Origin of the sequence: Streptococcus sp. HMSC065E03, from assembly GCF_001815045.1 — a bacterium.
GTDB lineage: Bacteria > Bacillota > Bacilli > Lactobacillales > Streptococcaceae > Streptococcus > Streptococcus parasanguinis_AD.
In genome coordinates this window covers 26,398-43,318 of the sequence record NZ_KV818853.1, presented here as the reverse complement: position 1 = coordinate 43,318, position 16,921 = coordinate 26,398, and the positions used below count along the sequence as shown (strand labels likewise).

Genomic DNA, 16,921 nt, shown 5'->3' with positions numbered 1-16,921 from the left:
TGTGATAATTAGCCATTGTGGTTTACAAATGTCGTGATTTCTACTGTATTTTCCTAACAGGACCATCTATGGTCTTTTGCATCCAGATGATATCATGCCATTTGTTAAACTTATAGCCAATCTTTGGGAAATGAGCCACTTGGACATACCCTCGCTTTTCATGCATGGAAATGCTCGCTTCGTTCGGAACTGCGATACAAGCCAGAAAGCGTAAGTAGCCTCGTGCTTGCAATTCTTCTTCTAAGGCAGTATAGAGGGCCGATCCAATCCCTTGTCCACGCGCTTCTTTTGCGACATAAATAGACAATTCAGTGGTCCAATCATAGGCAGCTCGTGCATAATAGGTCGAGGCATAGGCATACCCCACAACTTTCCCATCCACTTCTGCGACCAAATAAGGGAATTGAGTCAACGTTTTTGTGATGCGGCTTTCAAACTCCTGGACAGTCGGCACATCAACCTCAAAGGTAATGGCTGTCTCTGTCACATAAGGTTGGTAAATCGCTCGGATAGCTGCTGCATCGCTAAGCTGAACGGGTCGAATCATCATGGTGGCCTCCTCATTAGATTATACCTAGTATACCGATATGCCTTCTCACTGTCAATGAAAGTCTAGCAGCAAGCAAAAAATCCTGGAAATGTATCCAGGATTTCCATCCTTCTTAAACCGTTTGAGTTAACCCCATCATCCGGTAAAGGAATAAAGCGCTCGGAGCTTTCAAAAAGCTCTTTTGCTTGGAATTTGTTGCCTTTAAGACATAGTTCGGTTTGACTGTTTTAGTGACTGTCTTTGCTTGTTTAAGATTCAGACCGGTTTGTTTTTTAGACGGTTGAACTTTCGATGGTTGAAGGGAAGCTTTCACTGCGCCTGTTTGAAGGGGTTTTTCTTTCACCTTCAAGGCTTGTACAACTGGTTTTGAAGCAGGAGCAGATAGTCCTGCTTGAGCTGAATGAGAGAGTTGACTCATGGTTTGATTGTTTCTGACTTCGACATGATTTAGGATACCTCCATTTGGATTGAGGTGATCGGTCATACCTGTATCAAATGGCGCTACAAATACATTGTCCTCAATGGTGACATTTTTAATATCTCCATAGCGCGTTTCAACATCAATCGATCCACGATGCTTGTTGTAGATATCGCTCTTCGTCCCTGTACGCTCCAAGAGATTGTGGTGAACCCGAATTCCTTCTTCATTCAGATCAAAGTTATGGCCCTTAAAGACAGTCGTCAAGCGAATTCCGGCATCACCGATATTGTCTTTAATCCGATTGTAGGCAATCTCATGGCCTTTTCCACCAAAGATCCCAACACCACCAGCACGCCAACCAAGTTCAATCGTATTGTGCAAGAATTTATTATTTTCTGCTACTGCTGATTCTGTTCCATCTGCAATACTTGACCAGCTGGCTAGTCCGTCATCTCCATTTCCACGAATACTAGAATTGCGGACAATCGAATTCTTAGTCCCTTGGGCAAAGTTGACTCCGTCAGCCAGGTTATTGCGCAAACGGACATTTCCTACTACTAGACCATCAGTGTACTTCATATCATTTTTTCCAGCATAATCGCCAATCCACATGCCGACTTCAAAATGTTCGGCCCAAATATCGTGAATATGAGAGTTCTTCCCTGGCGTTCCAGAAATGGCCTTGTACTGAGCATTTTCACCATAGCGTGAACGAAGGTTGGAGGACAGATAGACATCGCTAAATTCAACATGGTTGTCTTGGTGAAGGAAGTCAAATCCACCGCCACCAGCTTGGTCACTAGTAAAATGCAGTTGGGTATGCCAGATACCAGCCCCTGAAATCTTCATATCAGAAGCATCGATACCGACTTTTCGATTGAGATTAAATCGCCCAGCTGGGATATAGACATTCTTTCCGGTTTGTTTGGCCTCATAAATCGCATCATAGAGGGCCTGGCTGTCATCAGTATCGTCGTTTGGCGTAGCTCCTTTAGAAACAATATTGATAGCATTATCCCCTTGATCAATCGGGTCTGGAGCTTGCTCAAATTCCACAAAGTCAAGACCATAATGGACGTCATCTGACTTGTTTTTCACCAGTGAAACCACATCTCCTTTTTGAAGCTGAAGTCCTGGAAGGAGGCTATGCACTTCATCAAATTGGAACCGAGCGCGTGTATCTGCCTGGGCACTATCATAAACACCTTTGTCATTCAAGTACTGCCAGTTAGACGAGGACGAAAGATCCAATTGTTTTACACTGTGACCATTCACCTGTACATCAAGTTGTCCACTGGCACCATCTGGTACTGTATAGCGTACAGTTAAGGCATTGGCTGGTTCATTGACCTTAAAGGAAACACCATCTCCTTTTTCTTTTAAAGCGACATAAGTCTGATCAGAAGCTTCAATAGCTGTTGAGTGACTATCTTGAGACTGCTCTACCTCTGCCTTTCCAAGGAGGTTCCCTTTGTCTGCCTCATAACGGATGTAAGGCATAGATGCTCCATATTGGCTGGTATCTACTTGAGAGCTTGCGGGATCAGAGGTTGTCGCTTCTTGCCCTTGTGTTTGGACTTGGGCCTGCTCTCCAGCTTGATCAGCTGCCACAGATTGTCCAGTTAAAAAACAAGCCCCCATGATCGCAATCACGACAGAAAAGACTCCAAGCTTAGACTTACGAATGCCAAAAATGATATCTTTGTTTAAATGATTCATCACTCATTTCTCCTTTTATTTTTTACAACGATTCTATCCTAATAAAAATTATCATGACAAACAAGGTGAATTGTGTGAATATTCTGTATCAATTTGTTGCAGAAATGTTAACCTTTTTATGTAGTAATAAAAGTGAGTAAGAAAAAAGAGGCTGAGAATGCTTTCTCAAACCTCATTTGATGACACGAGCTTATTCCGCTTTTTTATTTGAAAATTGGCTATTGTAGAGCTCATAGTAGAATCCTTTATCTGCCAACAAGGATTGGTGATTTCCTTGCTCGATGATTTGGCCATCTTTGAGGACAAGGATTTTATCTGCTTCTTGAATGGTAGACAGGCGGTGAGCAATGACAAAGCTAGTCCGCCCTTTCATCAAATTCTTCATGGCTTTTTGAATCAAGAGTTCTAAACGCGTATCGACAGAAGACGTCGCTTCATCCAAAATCAAGATTTTAGGATCCGCTAGGAGCGCACGCGCAATAGTTAGAAGTTGCTTTTGCCCTAGAGAAATATTGCTAGACTCCTGGTTCATTTCCATATTGTAACCACCAGGAAGCGTCCGGATAAAGTGATCGACATTGGCTGCCTTTGCAGCTTCCACAATTTCTTCATCCGTTGCCTCGAGATTACCAAAGCGAAGGTTTTCTTTGATGGTTTCTTCATATAACCAAGCATCCTGCAATACCATTCCAAATTGCTTGCGGTAATCTTGGCGAGATAGATGACGAATATCATGACCATCCACCGTAATCGATCCTGCAGTCACATCGTAAAAGCGCATCAGCAGATTAATCAGAGTTGTTTTCCCTGCTCCAGTTGGTCCGACAATGGCCACCATTTCACCTGGTTTAACTTCTAGGTTGAAATCACGAATCAAGGGTTTGTCCGCTACATATTGGAAATCAACGTGTTTAAAGCTGACCTGACCTGTCAAATCTCCAGAAAGGGGTTCTGTCACATCTGCTACTTCATCTGGTTCATCCATGACTTGGAAAATCCGATCTAGAGACGACTTAGCACTTTGTAGCTGTCCTGCCAATTGGGTCAAGTTTTGAATCGGTTGGTTGATTTGCCAAACATATTGAACGAAGGCCTGCATGTTCCCGACAGTCAAACGACCTGCTATCACTTGCAAGCCACCAAACAAAGCGATAATGAGATAAGTCAAATCTGAAATCCCATTTAAAATCGGCATCATTAAGCCGGAAATGAAATTAGCCTTGAATCCTACCTTTTGAAGGTGATGGGTAATATCATGAAACTCTTCCTGAGAAGATTTTTCCCGGACGTAGAGCTTAAGGACATTAAAGCCTGTTAAATTTTCTTGCACAAAGCCGTTCATTGCCCCCAAAACATCTGCCTGCTCTTTAAAGTAAGGCTGAGATTTTTTCATGATAAATCGAGCACTGAAATAAGTGATCGGAATGGACAAGATGACCACTAGCCCCAGCTGGATGTTTAAGTATAAGACCATGCTGATGACAAAGAGCAAGGTAAAGATAGCATTAACGATTTGTAAGAAGGACTGTTGCAAGGCATTCGAGACGGTTTCGACATCGCTAGTAAAACGTCCTAGTAAATCTCCGAACTGATGCCGGTCAAAATAAGAAACAGGAATGTGATTGATTTTATGAGACAAATCATTTCGCATGTCCTGAACGGTCTTTTGAACAGCATTGGTCATGAAGTAGTTGGAATAATAAGACCCCAACTCATAGAGGACCCCACGGAATAGATAGAGCGTCATAATGATCGCGATATAGGAGGTATTAAGACCAGCCCCTGCAAGGCCTTTTGCCATATCCATAAGATTTTTTGTCAACTCAGTAATCGCAAGCCCCAAAACAAAGGGTTCGACAACACTCATGATGACACTTAGGATTTTTAAGAAAATGGACAAGCAAACTTCCAAGCGATAGGCTCTCAAATAAGTCCATAGTCTACTAAAACTGTTTTGTTCTTGTTTCATCTGCTTCTCCTTTCTATTCCTCTGTTAATGATGGACTATCGAGCTGCGAATTGGCAATTTCACGATAGATCTCATTGCTTTCCATCAATTCATCGTGGGTTCCTCGACCAACGATTTCCCCTTGGTCCAAGACAATAATTTGATCCGCATCCATAATGGTTCCCACACGTTGCGCTACGATCAAGACGGTCGCATCTCCTGTAACTTCTTTGAGACGCTTCCGCAAAGTGGCATCCGTCTTGTAGTCCAAGGCAGAGAAGGAATCATCAAAAATAAAGACATCTGGATCTTTGACAACAGCACGTGCGATGGACAAGCGTTGTTTTTGACCACCTGAAAGATTGCTACCACCTTCTGCTAAATGCGTATCAAAGCGCTCCTCACGACTGTCGATAAATTCCTTGGCTTGGGAAATATCAGCCGCTTGTTCTAGCTCTTGTACAGAAGCATCTTCTTTCCCATAACGAAGGTTCTCAGCAATGGTTCCTGTAAAGAGCAAGGCCTTTTGTGGAATAAAACCAATCTTTTGGCGAAGGGCTTTCAGATTGTAGTCACGGACATCCACACCATCGACCAAAATCTTCCCAAGCGTTACATCATAGAATCGAGGAATCAACTGCACAAGTGAAGATTTCCCAGAACCGGTCGAACCGATAAAGGCAATCGTTTCGCCAGGTTTGGCCTGAAAGGAAATGTTGTGAAGAACTGGACTCTCTGTCTCACCTGGATAAGCAAAGGTAACATTGTCAAATTCCAAATAGCCACGAGATGCTGTTTCTGTTACACCATTCTCATTTGGATCGATCGAAATGGGCATGTCCATGATTTCCTTGAGCCGACGACTAGAAACCGCAGTCCGAGGATACATGGTAAAGAGATTGGCTAAAAAGAGGAAAGATAAAAGCGCGTGGAAGCTATACTCAATAAAGGCAACCAAGTCCCCAATTTTCAAACTACCGTCATGAAGAGGATCCAAAGCAAACCAGACAATCGCCACAATCATAGCAATGATGATCTGCACAAATAGGGGTTCTGTCAAACCAGTTAGTTTGAACAATTTATTCGAGTTCTCTGCGTAGACTTCATTTTCAGCCGCAAATTTCTCTTCCTGGAATTCTTCACGGGCAAAGGCACGAATCACACGAAGTCCTGTCAAATTTTCACGGGCAAACTGGTTGAGATGGTCGAGGGTCTTTTGTTGCTTCTCGGAAAGTGGACGTGTCTTAACTGCTACATACCAGACGACGACAGCAAGAAATGGTACAGATACCGCTACAATCCACGCTAAAGAAGGACTGGTCGTCAGAATCAAGAGAACACTAGAAACCATCATCAAGGGTGTGATGACCCCCATCTTCAACATAGAATCCGCAAACTGCATCAAAACAAAGGCATCAGAAGTCAAGCGAGTGACCAATGACGATACCCCGATTTGCTCATACTCGTGATGCGAGTACTCCTGTAACTTAGCATAGAGGTCATTACGCATATCGCGAACCATGGTGGTCGTTAGCTGGCCAACCGCGTAAGACAAGATAATCCGTCCCACAATCCCGAGCAAAATGATCGCAAACATGACCCAGCCCCAGAAATACAGCCGATCCACATCACGCGGGTTAATTCCTTCATCAATCATGCGAGCTAGAATCGTTGGCAAGCCCAAATTGACAATAACAAACAGGACCGCTGAAAATAGATTCAGGGCTAGCCACTTGGGATACTTTTTCAAGTAAGACCAAATATAAAGCATAGATGATTCTCCTTTTCCATAAATAATAACCTTGATCACACAGAAAAGAGGGAGCGAGACGAAATCATTTTCAAAGAAAATCATTCCTGCCCCAGTCCCATCTGTAGTCTCATTCATTATACCAAACTAGTCATAAAAGTAAAGCAAAAGAGCAGGTTTCCCCACTCTTCATATGCATTATTTCGTGCGTTTGAATTTAGCGTTTTTAAGAATCATAAGATCCCCTTGGTTGCTATTACTTAACTTAGAAAGATCAAATGTCAAATAATCACCATCGACCTTGTATGTAATCTTTTCTCCTTTACCATCATTTGACGAGATTGTTTTCTCTTTTTGATTGATTTTGACATCATAAGATCGCTCATTCTTTTGACCAGCGACTTCACCCGCGATGCTGAGGGTTCCTTTAGAATCTTTGATCTTAATAGAAACTTCAAAATTAATAACGTTTCCAATAGACTCTAATTGACTACCTGATAAGCCTTGCTCCTCAAGAATTTTCTTGAGTTCAGTTTTTGATGGTTTGTAGACATAAGTCCCATTATCACTTTTTGCACCACATGCCACCAAGAGGACTGCTGCAAAAACTGCAACGAAAGCTAAAAGAATACGTTTAATATTTTTCATAATCAATCTCCTAATGTATTTTATAATCAGATTTTACCACTATTTTAATACCGATTCAAGATGTTTTAAAGAAGAAAAAGAGCAGATACTCTCTGCCCTTCTCTTGTATTATTTTGTACGTTTGAATTTAGCGTTTTTGAACATTTCCAAAGCAGCTTCATGACCTGAACTCTTCTCACCAGATAAATCAAAAGTGAACACATCGCCTGAAACTTTGTATTTAACCTTCTCACCTTCACCTGTTTTAGATTGAAGAGTTTTCTTTTGTTGGTCAACTTTCATATCAAATGATTGGTCAGTCTTTTGTCCCATCATTTCACCTTTAATTTTAAGGCTACCTGTTTTATCTTTAATGGTCACTGAAACTTCCAATTTAACATTGTCGATCAATGCATCTACACTTGAACTTGGAGCACCTTGTTCTTCAAGGATTTCCTTCACTTCAGTTTTTGATGGTTTGTAGACATAAGTCCCGTTATCACTTTTGGCACCACATGCCACCAAGAGGACTGCTGCAAAAACAGCTACTACAGCCAAAAGAATACGTTTAAAGTTTTTCATAACTTCTCCTTTTTAGTTAGATTAACACTATTATATCAACAATTCAGGTACACGGCAATGAAAGTTTATAAATGTCATATTCTTGTAATATTTCTTGTATCAACAAAGAAATAGAATAAGGCGGAATTTAAATCCCGCCATGATTGCTTATTTAACTTTTTTGAACTTAGCAATTTTCATGTAGTTATTAAACATGTCTGTGTCACCCATCAAAGAATTCTTCACATCCTTAATCGTTAACACATTTCCTGAAACTTGATAAGTAATTTCCGCTTTCCCATACTCATTTTCTGAGACAAGAGTTTTAGCTTTTTGGTCTACTTCCAAATCAATCACTTGATTTACATTTTGACCACCTGCATTGGTGTCTACTTTCATCTCACCTTTCTTATCATTGATTGTAATCGAAATAGTGAATGAGTAATTATCACCTATCAAAGATTGAAATTCACTTGGCATAATATCTTTGATCTCATCCTTAGTAGGCTCAAACACGTAAGTCCCATTATCGCTTTTAGCGCCACAAGCTACCAAAAGGACGGCTGCAAAGACAGCTACAACAGCTAACAAAAGACGTTTAAAATTTTTCATCATCTTCTCCTTTATGATATGATTTATAGCCATTATAGCAACAAATTAGCAACATCTCAAGGGAATATAGCAAATGTAACATCATTAAAACTGCACTATTTAGTAGGTTTAGAGAAAATAAAGAGAGCTACACATGTTAGCTTTATAAAAGTCCTCTATTCACATTCTATCATCATTTTTTTCAACGACAAAAAAACCGAGGCCTAAACCTCGGTTTTCATTTTGATTGGAAACTCTATTATTTAAGAGTAACTGAAGCGTCGTTGCTTTAGTTGTTCTCACACAGCTATTTTTTACTTGGTTTCTTTACTTGGCGGGATTGTGGCGGGATTTGCAGTTAATCCCAGCTCTCCTAAAACCTCTGTTATCTCAGCACCACCAGAGACAACTTGTCTATCATAGAAATGAGAATAGGTGTTTAGAGTTGTAGCTTTGTCCGTTCTTCCTGAACGAGCCGAGACATACAAAACATCTTTTTTTAGAACGTTTATCATAAATGAATCATGACTATGACGTAGACCTTTCCCAGTAATAACCGGAACCTTAGCCGCTAGTGCATGCCTTTTTAACATTCGATTTAAGGTAGATTTGTTCATGGGAGAGTTAAACCGTGCTAATACAAAATTATCTTCTCTATTATACACTTGTACAGTTCTCCAATTTTGCAACACTTTAACAGTTTCGTCATCTATTTCTAAGAAACGCATGCCTGCCCTAGTTTTTGTCTGCTCTTTTCGAACGTATTTCCCATTCCCTTGATATTCAAGGGTAGACTGAATATGAATAACCTTATTTTTAAGATCTATGTCTGACCACTTTAAACTAAGACCCTCAGAGACTCGCATCCCCGTCATAAAATAAAGCCAGATAGCCGTATAAAACTGCCTCTCTTCATAAACTGTCTGATCAAAAGTTTTTAATACCTTATCAAGTTCCTCCACAGTCCAAAATTCAGTTTTCGATTTTTCTCCTTTAGGATTGTCTAACTTTCGACAAGGATTATTCTCGATGTATTCCAAGCGTTCTGCATAATTTAAACACTTCTTCAGTTTACACCAAAGTCCTTTTGCGTAGTTTGGAGAGTAGTCTTCCATTAAAGATAATCTAAAATCTTCACATTCCCGAACATTGATTTCAGACAATTTCTTGTCAGCAAAAACTTCAATAAAAGTCTTATACTGAGGATAAGCAGTTTGATAGGTTACGGGCTGAACAGTTTTCTTATAATAAGGCAAATAGACATCTTCCATAAATTTTGAAAATGGAATATCTAATTGTGGTCTTTTTGTACTAGCACTAGCTATTTTAGCATTGTATTCAGTTCTTATCCTACAGACTTCGTCAAAGGCTTGCTTTTCTGTTTTAAAATCAATCCCGAATTGATCTTTATAAGATTTAACCCTAAACCTCTTTCGGTCACCCGTAGATGGATCTACACTGAATTCAACCTCATAGTAAATTTTTCCTTTCTTATTTCGACTTACGCATTTATATTTTTTACTCATTTTGTTCCTTTCTTTCAGAAAGCAACTTAAAACCGAGTAATTCTTCTACAATATAAGTAGGAGCTAAATTAAGACGAGAATTGTCAAAAGGTGATTTACTTAATTCTACCATATTATTTGATAAAGCTCTAGATTCTTCAAATTGTCGGACAGCAATTAACTTGGCTTGTCTTATAATATCCCGTGCCGTATGTTCAGGAAAACCTAATTTCATTAATTCTGTATGATTTATTGTTTGCATTATCTCTTCCTTCTAATTCTTAATTACAGAGATTTCCATCTTTTGATAAGGCTTAGAGTAATTCAACAAATTAGATCATTAACCAAAAGCCTTATACTACTTTTCTTTAAAATAATTGTACATCGCATAATAGTCAAATTCCATCTTAATGCCAGTTCTTCCATTACGATTTTTTAAAACCACTAGCTCAATTTCTCTAGGATTTCTCGACTTAGCTTCATTAACATCAAAATTTGCTGGTCCAGTCCCCTTAAGTTGTAGTCCAATCAAAACATCGCTAGAATACTCGATTGCTCCGCTCTCCTTGAAAGACTGCATACTTACAACAGATTTGTAGTTTTCTCTATTAAAAGAAGAAATAGCAATTACTGGTGTTTTAAAGTCTCGGCTAATCCTTTTCAATTCTATTACCGATCTATCTGTGTTTTGTTTTTCAGTTAATCGTTCATTCACCGGGTATAGAATCTGTAAGTAATCAATAATAACGACAGGTACTTTTCCAGTATATTTGAGATGATTTTCAACAGTTTTCCGAATTAGCTCCACACCAATAGGTCCAGTACCTTCGACAATGTAAATATTTTTGCAGTATTGAGAGTAATTTTCTCCAGCTTTTTTAATCAAATCAATCTCTGGGGTGCTGTAACCTGCATATCTACTTCCCTCAGTAATTCCTCGTGCTGTTTTTGCATTTCTGATATCACTATTAGAGGCAATAGATTCGATAACAGTGTGACGACTAAGACTTTTACTAATTATTTCCCATCTCGACATTTCAATACTAAAAATCAAAACATCTGTTCCCTGTGCTGCAATTTGATCAGCAATCTGAGTTACAAATGTTGTCTTTCCAAGGGAGGAAATTGCACCAACACAATACAAGCCTTCGTAAAGACCACCTTCCAATAGATCATCTAAACCTTCAAAATTTGTTTTAACACATGAAGTATTTGAACCATTCGTAATATCATTAAAAAACTTCGGAAGATGATTAGCTGTTGAATATTCAAGATACCGCTCTTTTTCACTTTTTGTTTGATTGATTGCATATTCTACCATTTTGTTAAATACTCCTTTATTTTTCACTAACATATCGTTAGGATCTTTTACATCATCAATAGTTAATTTGAAAGAAATAAATTTAATTTTCTTATTTCTAAATTGCTCTGCTAATTTTAGTTCAGCCTCTCTCCCCTTTTCGTCTTGGTCCAATGAGAGAATGAATGTACGATCAATTTTAAGATCAGAAACAAGATTAATTAATTTATTTATATTTCCAATACTGCCAAGTGCTACTGCCTTTCCACCAACTTCAACGATGCTCATGGCATCTATTTCGCCTTCTACAATAAAAATGGGATCCGTAGATTTTTTGAAGAGTTCGCTTTTATTAAAAATATCGCTCCCTCCCACCTTCTGCTTAATATAGTTCAATTGAGGTTCGGGTACAATATCTCTTGTATCACGAGCAAAATAACAACTACCGCTTAAAGGGATAATTAATCTTGGTGTTTCAGGGACATTTGGATTAGTCACCTTGGGATGCTTCCATTTTTTTACGTAGCCAACTTTAAACCGTTGGACTGTTGAAAAACTCAACCCTCGTTTAAGAAAATAGTCAGTTTCACAAAGATGCTTTGTTGCCTCATTATAAAAGCTTGAATAATTATCTTTTTTCTCTTCTTCCTTTAAAGGAAAAACAGCATTGGAATTCAAATATTCACTCTTCTGGTAATTGAATCCATCACATTCAGTTGATAGATTAAACAACTCTCTGACACGCTTCAATTGATCCTTAAATTTAACAAGTCCTTCTACATAGCCGATAAGATCAAAGATATCTCCACCTCTATCGCAAGAGAAACATTTCCACTGGATTTCATCGTAAATGTGAAAAGCACCAGTTCTGTTTCTTCCTTCACCACTGTGGCAAAGAGGGCAAATATATGCTCCCTTACCACCTTTACGACTTTGTTCAGAGATTTGTTCAATGAATGCTTTCAAATAAGATTTTTCTTCTTCAAACATATTTGTACTCCTTTTTTCATTTCCTGTAAAAAAATAAAATCCGGATTTTTTTCTTTACAGGAAAAATTATAGCATTGCCTTCAATACGAAAATTGAAGGCATATGCTGCTTATTAATATTATTAGTATTGAAAATCAGAGATGCTAAAATATCAGTTATACCAAGGGTGAAAATTTTTTTTACAAAATCAACATACCCCCTATTCTAATTCAACATACCCCCAATTCTAATTCAACATACCCTATCCATAAATCCTGATTTAATCGAAGCAAATCAATAAATCAGTGAATTTAAATCCCTGAAACCTTAAAATGAACCCTATATTTTTGAAAATCAAAAAAAGAATCCATCTTTATCTGTTTTTTTGATAAAGGTTCACAATTTGGATTACAGTATTCCCAACAAACTAGGATTTTATCATCGGCTAGTTTATCAAGTGAATTAGTTAAGCTCTCCTCAATTCTTGAACGCCAACCACCTTTTTTCAATCTAACTTCTTCTATTGCTGGAATTTTAGGACATACATTTAACAGAGCTTCAACTGATATGACTTCATGAATTTTTTTCTTTCTATTATTATTGAGACTTTGATGATAGACTAGTTTCTTTGCGATAGAATAAACATTTTTACTACGTTCATCAATTTTAAAAAGTCTGAGAGGGAAATTTGTCACATAAGAAGTAATTAAATATCTAACGAATTTTTCAGTCAATTGAACTGTATAAACTCCTTTTTTGCATTTGAATTCCTCAATCAGTTTCATATCTTTGAATTCTTTGATTTCCGATTTTCTCTTTTCTGCGGTACTAATAGAAAGATCGTTTAGCAAACTTAATGCCTCTTCAATGATACGACGTACATTTTTCTTCGTTGAAGTACTTTTTAGATTATTTTTCCCCATCAGTTCTGCATACTGTTTAATTGAAAATTCAACCAAGCAATTAACAGCCTCTTCTTCACTTAGTCTATATTGGTTCTTCTTCCCTACAAGCAAAATTAATAAATCTAACATCTTCAAAACTCGGAGTTTGAAATAATCTTTGTTAGCATCAAAATTTTCAATATGAATCGTACCAGGCCCTAAATGAATCGATGTTCGATTAGTGATTCGATCCCTTACTTTGTCATCTGTTTTCAAATTAACAGAAGGTAGCAAATTCAAAGTCGGTGTATTTAAAATCTTCTCGATTTTCTTGTTTTTATCAACAGGCATTATATAACCTCTTTTTTTATTTATTTGAAAAGATTATTGAGGGCACAAAAAAAGAGCTGTTAGCTTGGCTTGTTTGCTAACAACTCTCTTGCTCTCAATAAATTTTTTTCTTTCCATACTAATAGTCTGCCATTTTTTGATGAAAGTAAAAAAAAAGAAAAATCAAAAAAAGTCGCTTTTTCTACCAAAAATTGCTCAATTTTCTACTAAAATTTAAAAAGGACACTTTACAAAGTGCCCTTTAAAATAGCGGAAATAGTGATATTTTAAGGATTTTAATACACATTATAAGATCTTCCATATAGGATTAAAATTTTTTTGAGCAAATTAAAAAAATTTTTATTAATTTTTTCTAATAACCTTAGACAGGTTATAACCCTAAACGGTCAGAATCCCAATTTCCATAATCATCGTATCCAAAACCATCGGGATCCATTGCATCAATTCCAGCCTGCTCAAGTGAATTACTGCAGAAATTACAATAATAGAAACCAGTTTCTGGATCGCTAAATTCCCAATCAATATCATCTTCATCAAAGTCGTTTCCACATTCAGTACAAACATATTGTCCTACAAATCGATGCATCTCTCTAAATTGCTGCTTTTGTTCATCCGTTCCTCCTCGAACGAAGATTTTACCATTTTTACTATGGCAAAAATGACAGTCTGGAGATTTTCTGTTTTGAGGATAATTTTTATTATTTTTAATTTGTGGTTCCTTCAACACAACCTGCTCATCATTTATAGTACTTATATAGCTTGACTCATTTATATTAGATTCAAAACTCTCATTATAATCATACTCATTCTCATATATTTCTTTCCTATTCCTATCTTCATTTAAAACTTAAACAACACTTTTTAAGATAGTAATAGCTGCATATTCTATAATTTCTACACGATTATCTTTAACCCACTTAAAACTTTTTTGACTCACATCAACCGTTTTGTCTACTATCGCTTGTGATAAATCCTTCATCCCATTTATAAATTTCATCTTTCTCCAAACCCTTCTAAATATAAAATTTTAACGAAATAGTATATTCCTTAAGATTTTTCATTTTATCATGCTTTTGTCTCTTAATAATTGTTGGATTTTCAATTTGCTTTTTCCACATCGCAATTCCCTTTCAGTTCGATATATAAATTATAACTCACTTTTACATATTAAGTAATCACTTTTGGGATATTTAGGTCCCGAAAATAGAACTGACATATAATAACTAATCTACATCAAATATAAAATAACACAATTTTAGATTTAACTAAAGTATATTAAAATAAAAATGACATTCAAGAAAGTCATCTTGAATGTCTATATAAGTTAGTATTAGCTTATTTATTAACGTTTTGAGAATTGTGAAGCTTTACGAGCTTTCTTAAGACCTGGTTGGAAACACTTTTATTTGAATAAGTTTCAATATCCGCTTAAAATCAATGTTTTCCCACGTTTTCAGAAAGAACAATTTCATCTAATTTGAATATATTTCATTTGAATGGTGTGAATTTTACCCTAAAAATACACGAATTGAGCTAGATTTTACCAAAAAGTTCACACCATTTTTGTTATTGTTTTGTAAATTTTGTATTTATATTTTTTCAAAATCAGTTTTATAATATAATGGTATCTAGGAATCAACTAGAATTACTTTACAAGTATAGTCCAACATAAATTTTCTAATTACAAAAAATGAAAGAGTAAAACTTCATAAATATATGTCTAATATGAATTTAAATTGTGAATTTCTTGAAAAATATCCTTTATATTCGCTAATAAATTTTCTGGAGTATTATTTTTATAAATTACATAAAGATTTTTCTTGGCTCTTGAAAAAGCAACATATAAAAGATTGCGAACTTCTTGAAATTGTGGATCAGAATCAATTGAAGTATTATATTTTTCAAAAAAATACTTACAATAATTTTCTTTTTTTGCAAATTTATCTTGTAGTACAACAACTACATTATCAAATTCTAGCCCCTTTGAACCATGCAATGTGTAATAGCTAATTCCTTCATTTTTTAAATCATCAAAAATATAATTATACCACTTGATAAATTGAGAAATATCTAGATTAAAAAATTCATCAACAACTGTCATTTCTCTTTCTGATTCCTCCGAATCTTGAGAATAGTAAAAATAATCATAAGCGCGATTCTTTATATTCAACAAAATGTTCTCAGTGGTATCATCTATCAAGAATATTTTTTTTAGAATATCATTACCTGAGATTGGTTCCTGGATATTAGCAATTTCATCAATACATTTATCAATTTTCAATGTTGATAAATTAAGGTCTCTCAAACTATTGATAAATTGTTTCATCTCTGCAAATGTTAGTGTTGATTTATACGGAATTGCGAACTGGACAATCTCCCTGACAGTTGAATTATCATCCCCTGCCCTTTGAATAAAGTCTATGAAAGTTAAAATCTCTCTCAAAAACCATCCCATATGCTGTAAATTTTTCTGCAAAAATTCATTAGACACATTATCAAAGTTCGCACCACTAAATCGAGGGAACTTTTTCAACACTGATAATATTTCATCAAATCCTCTTGCTTTGGAAATATCATCATTTTTCATAAGAAGACAAGCCGTTTTATTAATCAGGTGATTTTCCTGTAAAAAAGTATCTATATTAAAATCATCACCTGAGATATAAAAATTATAAGATCCATTATCAAAATCAGTATATATGGACTGCTGACCAAAATCGTCATTCCTAATTTTTTCAATTAACTCTACTATTTGCTTAGATGAACGGCGATTAAAAACTTTTTCAATACTCTTATATTTTTCTTTATTTGGCAGGACACCTATACCTGAACCATAAATATTTTGTAAGGAATCACCAAAAAAACCTACTACTAACTTTTTCCTAGAATTTGAATATTCCCTTATACTATCAATAATAGCAACAACTTTTTCATCTGTATCTTGGTACTCATCAATTAAGATATATGGATATCTATCTGAAAATAATCTCTTTAATATATCTTGATTAGTAATTATATTTTTACAATAAAGTAATAATGTATCATGACTAATGACATAATTTTCAAGTTTATCACGGTTTTGAACTGGATTATAAATGATTTTTTTAGATTCTTTGTCTTCAATTTTCTTTAATGATATTTCAAGTTTATACTTTTTATTAATATCCTTAACTAAACTGCTAAACTTATTAACATTACTTAAATATGATTTAAAGTTTTTATTATAGCCTATAATCTTCTCTTTGAAATCTTTTGCTGGACTACTAGGTGTATTGTAGAAAATTTTCATAAATTTGTCATCATTAATCATATTCTGGAAATCAACCAGATTAACACTATTAGAAAGAGAATTTTCATTTATTTTATGATCAATAGTATCAAGTTCATCAATTATTTTATTCCTATGTTCTATAGTCAGTAACTCTTGCTGAATAGAAATAAATTCCCATAAAAATTCATGGATTGTAGAGACCAGTATAGCAGAATTTTTACCAAGCCGACTAAGAATCTCATCTTTTGCGGCATTAGTGTATGTGATACATAAGATTTTTTGATTCCGTAATTTTAAATTTTCTCCCTCCATCTTCAAAATATGTTCAATTGATTTTTGTAATGCATAGGTTTTCCCTGCACCAGCACCAGCGTCGAAACAAAAGCTCTCAAAATTATCTAAACAATCATTAATTTTTTGCTGAATATCTAACTCTAATTGTTTATTTTCTGGATTAATTGTATATATCATTAT

General features: G+C 35.8%; 14 protein-coding genes. All 14 read right to left on the bottom strand.

Annotated features, from left to right (window positions below; all coding sequences use genetic code 11):
- Positions 1-40: 40 nt before the first annotated feature.
- On the bottom strand, positions 41-550 hold the full coding sequence (locus HMPREF3002_RS06825; RefSeq protein ID WP_070665737.1) for a GNAT family N-acetyltransferase: 510 nt from the start codon (positions 548-550) through the stop codon (positions 41-43).
- A gap of 112 nt (positions 551-662) precedes the next feature.
- The gene (locus tag HMPREF3002_RS06820) at positions 663-2,690 is read right to left on the bottom strand and encodes a glycosyl hydrolase family 28-related protein (protein ID WP_070665734.1); all 2,028 of its coding nucleotides are present in this window, start codon (positions 2,688-2,690) and stop codon (positions 663-665) included.
- 190 nt (positions 2,691-2,880) lie between these two features.
- Positions 2,881-4,659 (bottom strand): ABC transporter ATP-binding protein, encoded by a 1,779-nt coding sequence (locus HMPREF3002_RS06815; protein WP_070665731.1) that lies wholly within the window; start codon positions 4,657-4,659, stop codon positions 2,881-2,883.
- Positions 4,660-4,672: 13 nt separating this feature from the next.
- On the bottom strand, positions 4,673-6,409 hold the full coding sequence (locus HMPREF3002_RS06810; protein ID WP_070666543.1) for an ABC transporter ATP-binding protein: 1,737 nt from the start codon (positions 6,407-6,409) through the stop codon (positions 4,673-4,675).
- Between the two features lie 177 nt (positions 6,410-6,586).
- Positions 6,587-7,036, bottom strand: a complete 450-nt coding sequence (locus HMPREF3002_RS06805) for a hypothetical protein (RefSeq protein ID WP_023918199.1) — start codon at positions 7,034-7,036, stop codon at positions 6,587-6,589.
- 108 nt (positions 7,037-7,144) lie between these two features.
- Positions 7,145-7,597 (bottom strand): hypothetical protein, encoded by a 453-nt coding sequence (locus tag HMPREF3002_RS06800; protein ID WP_003007432.1) that lies wholly within the window; start codon positions 7,595-7,597, stop codon positions 7,145-7,147.
- 147 nt (positions 7,598-7,744) lie between these two features.
- Positions 7,745-8,188: a hypothetical protein gene (locus HMPREF3002_RS06795; RefSeq protein ID WP_023918201.1), complete on the bottom strand. Its 444-nt coding sequence runs from the start codon at positions 8,186-8,188 to the stop codon at positions 7,745-7,747.
- Between the two features lie 293 nt (positions 8,189-8,481).
- On the bottom strand, positions 8,482-9,693 hold the full coding sequence (locus HMPREF3002_RS06790; RefSeq protein ID WP_070665728.1) for a tyrosine-type recombinase/integrase: 1,212 nt from the start codon (positions 9,691-9,693) through the stop codon (positions 8,482-8,484).
- Positions 9,686-9,934, bottom strand: a complete 249-nt coding sequence (locus HMPREF3002_RS06785; protein WP_049492926.1) for a DUF3173 family protein — start codon at positions 9,932-9,934, stop codon at positions 9,686-9,688. Before HMPREF3002_RS06785 ends, HMPREF3002_RS06790 begins: the two co-directional genes overlap by 8 nt.
- Positions 9,935-10,030: 96 nt before the next feature.
- Positions 10,031-11,962, bottom strand: coding sequence for a DnaB-like helicase C-terminal domain-containing protein (locus HMPREF3002_RS06780; protein WP_049492930.1), 1,932 nt, complete (start codon positions 11,960-11,962; stop codon positions 10,031-10,033).
- Positions 11,963-12,252: 290 nt separating this feature from the next.
- Positions 12,253-13,176, bottom strand: coding sequence for a hypothetical protein (locus HMPREF3002_RS06775; protein ID WP_049492934.1), 924 nt, complete (start codon positions 13,174-13,176; stop codon positions 12,253-12,255).
- A 370-nt stretch (positions 13,177-13,546) separates the two neighbouring features.
- Positions 13,547-13,900 (bottom strand): hypothetical protein, encoded by a 354-nt coding sequence (locus HMPREF3002_RS11340; protein WP_239682714.1) that lies wholly within the window; start codon positions 13,898-13,900, stop codon positions 13,547-13,549.
- A gap of 123 nt (positions 13,901-14,023) precedes the next feature.
- Positions 14,024-14,173 carry a hypothetical protein gene (locus HMPREF3002_RS11200; protein ID WP_161800830.1) on the bottom strand — a complete coding sequence of 50 codons (150 nt, stop codon included), beginning with the start codon at positions 14,171-14,173 and terminating at the stop codon, positions 14,024-14,026.
- A 723-nt stretch (positions 14,174-14,896) separates the two neighbouring features.
- Positions 14,897-16,918, bottom strand: coding sequence for a UvrD-helicase domain-containing protein (locus tag HMPREF3002_RS06765; protein ID WP_049492937.1), 2,022 nt, complete (start codon positions 16,916-16,918; stop codon positions 14,897-14,899).
- Between the last annotated feature and the right edge of the window lie 3 nt (positions 16,919-16,921).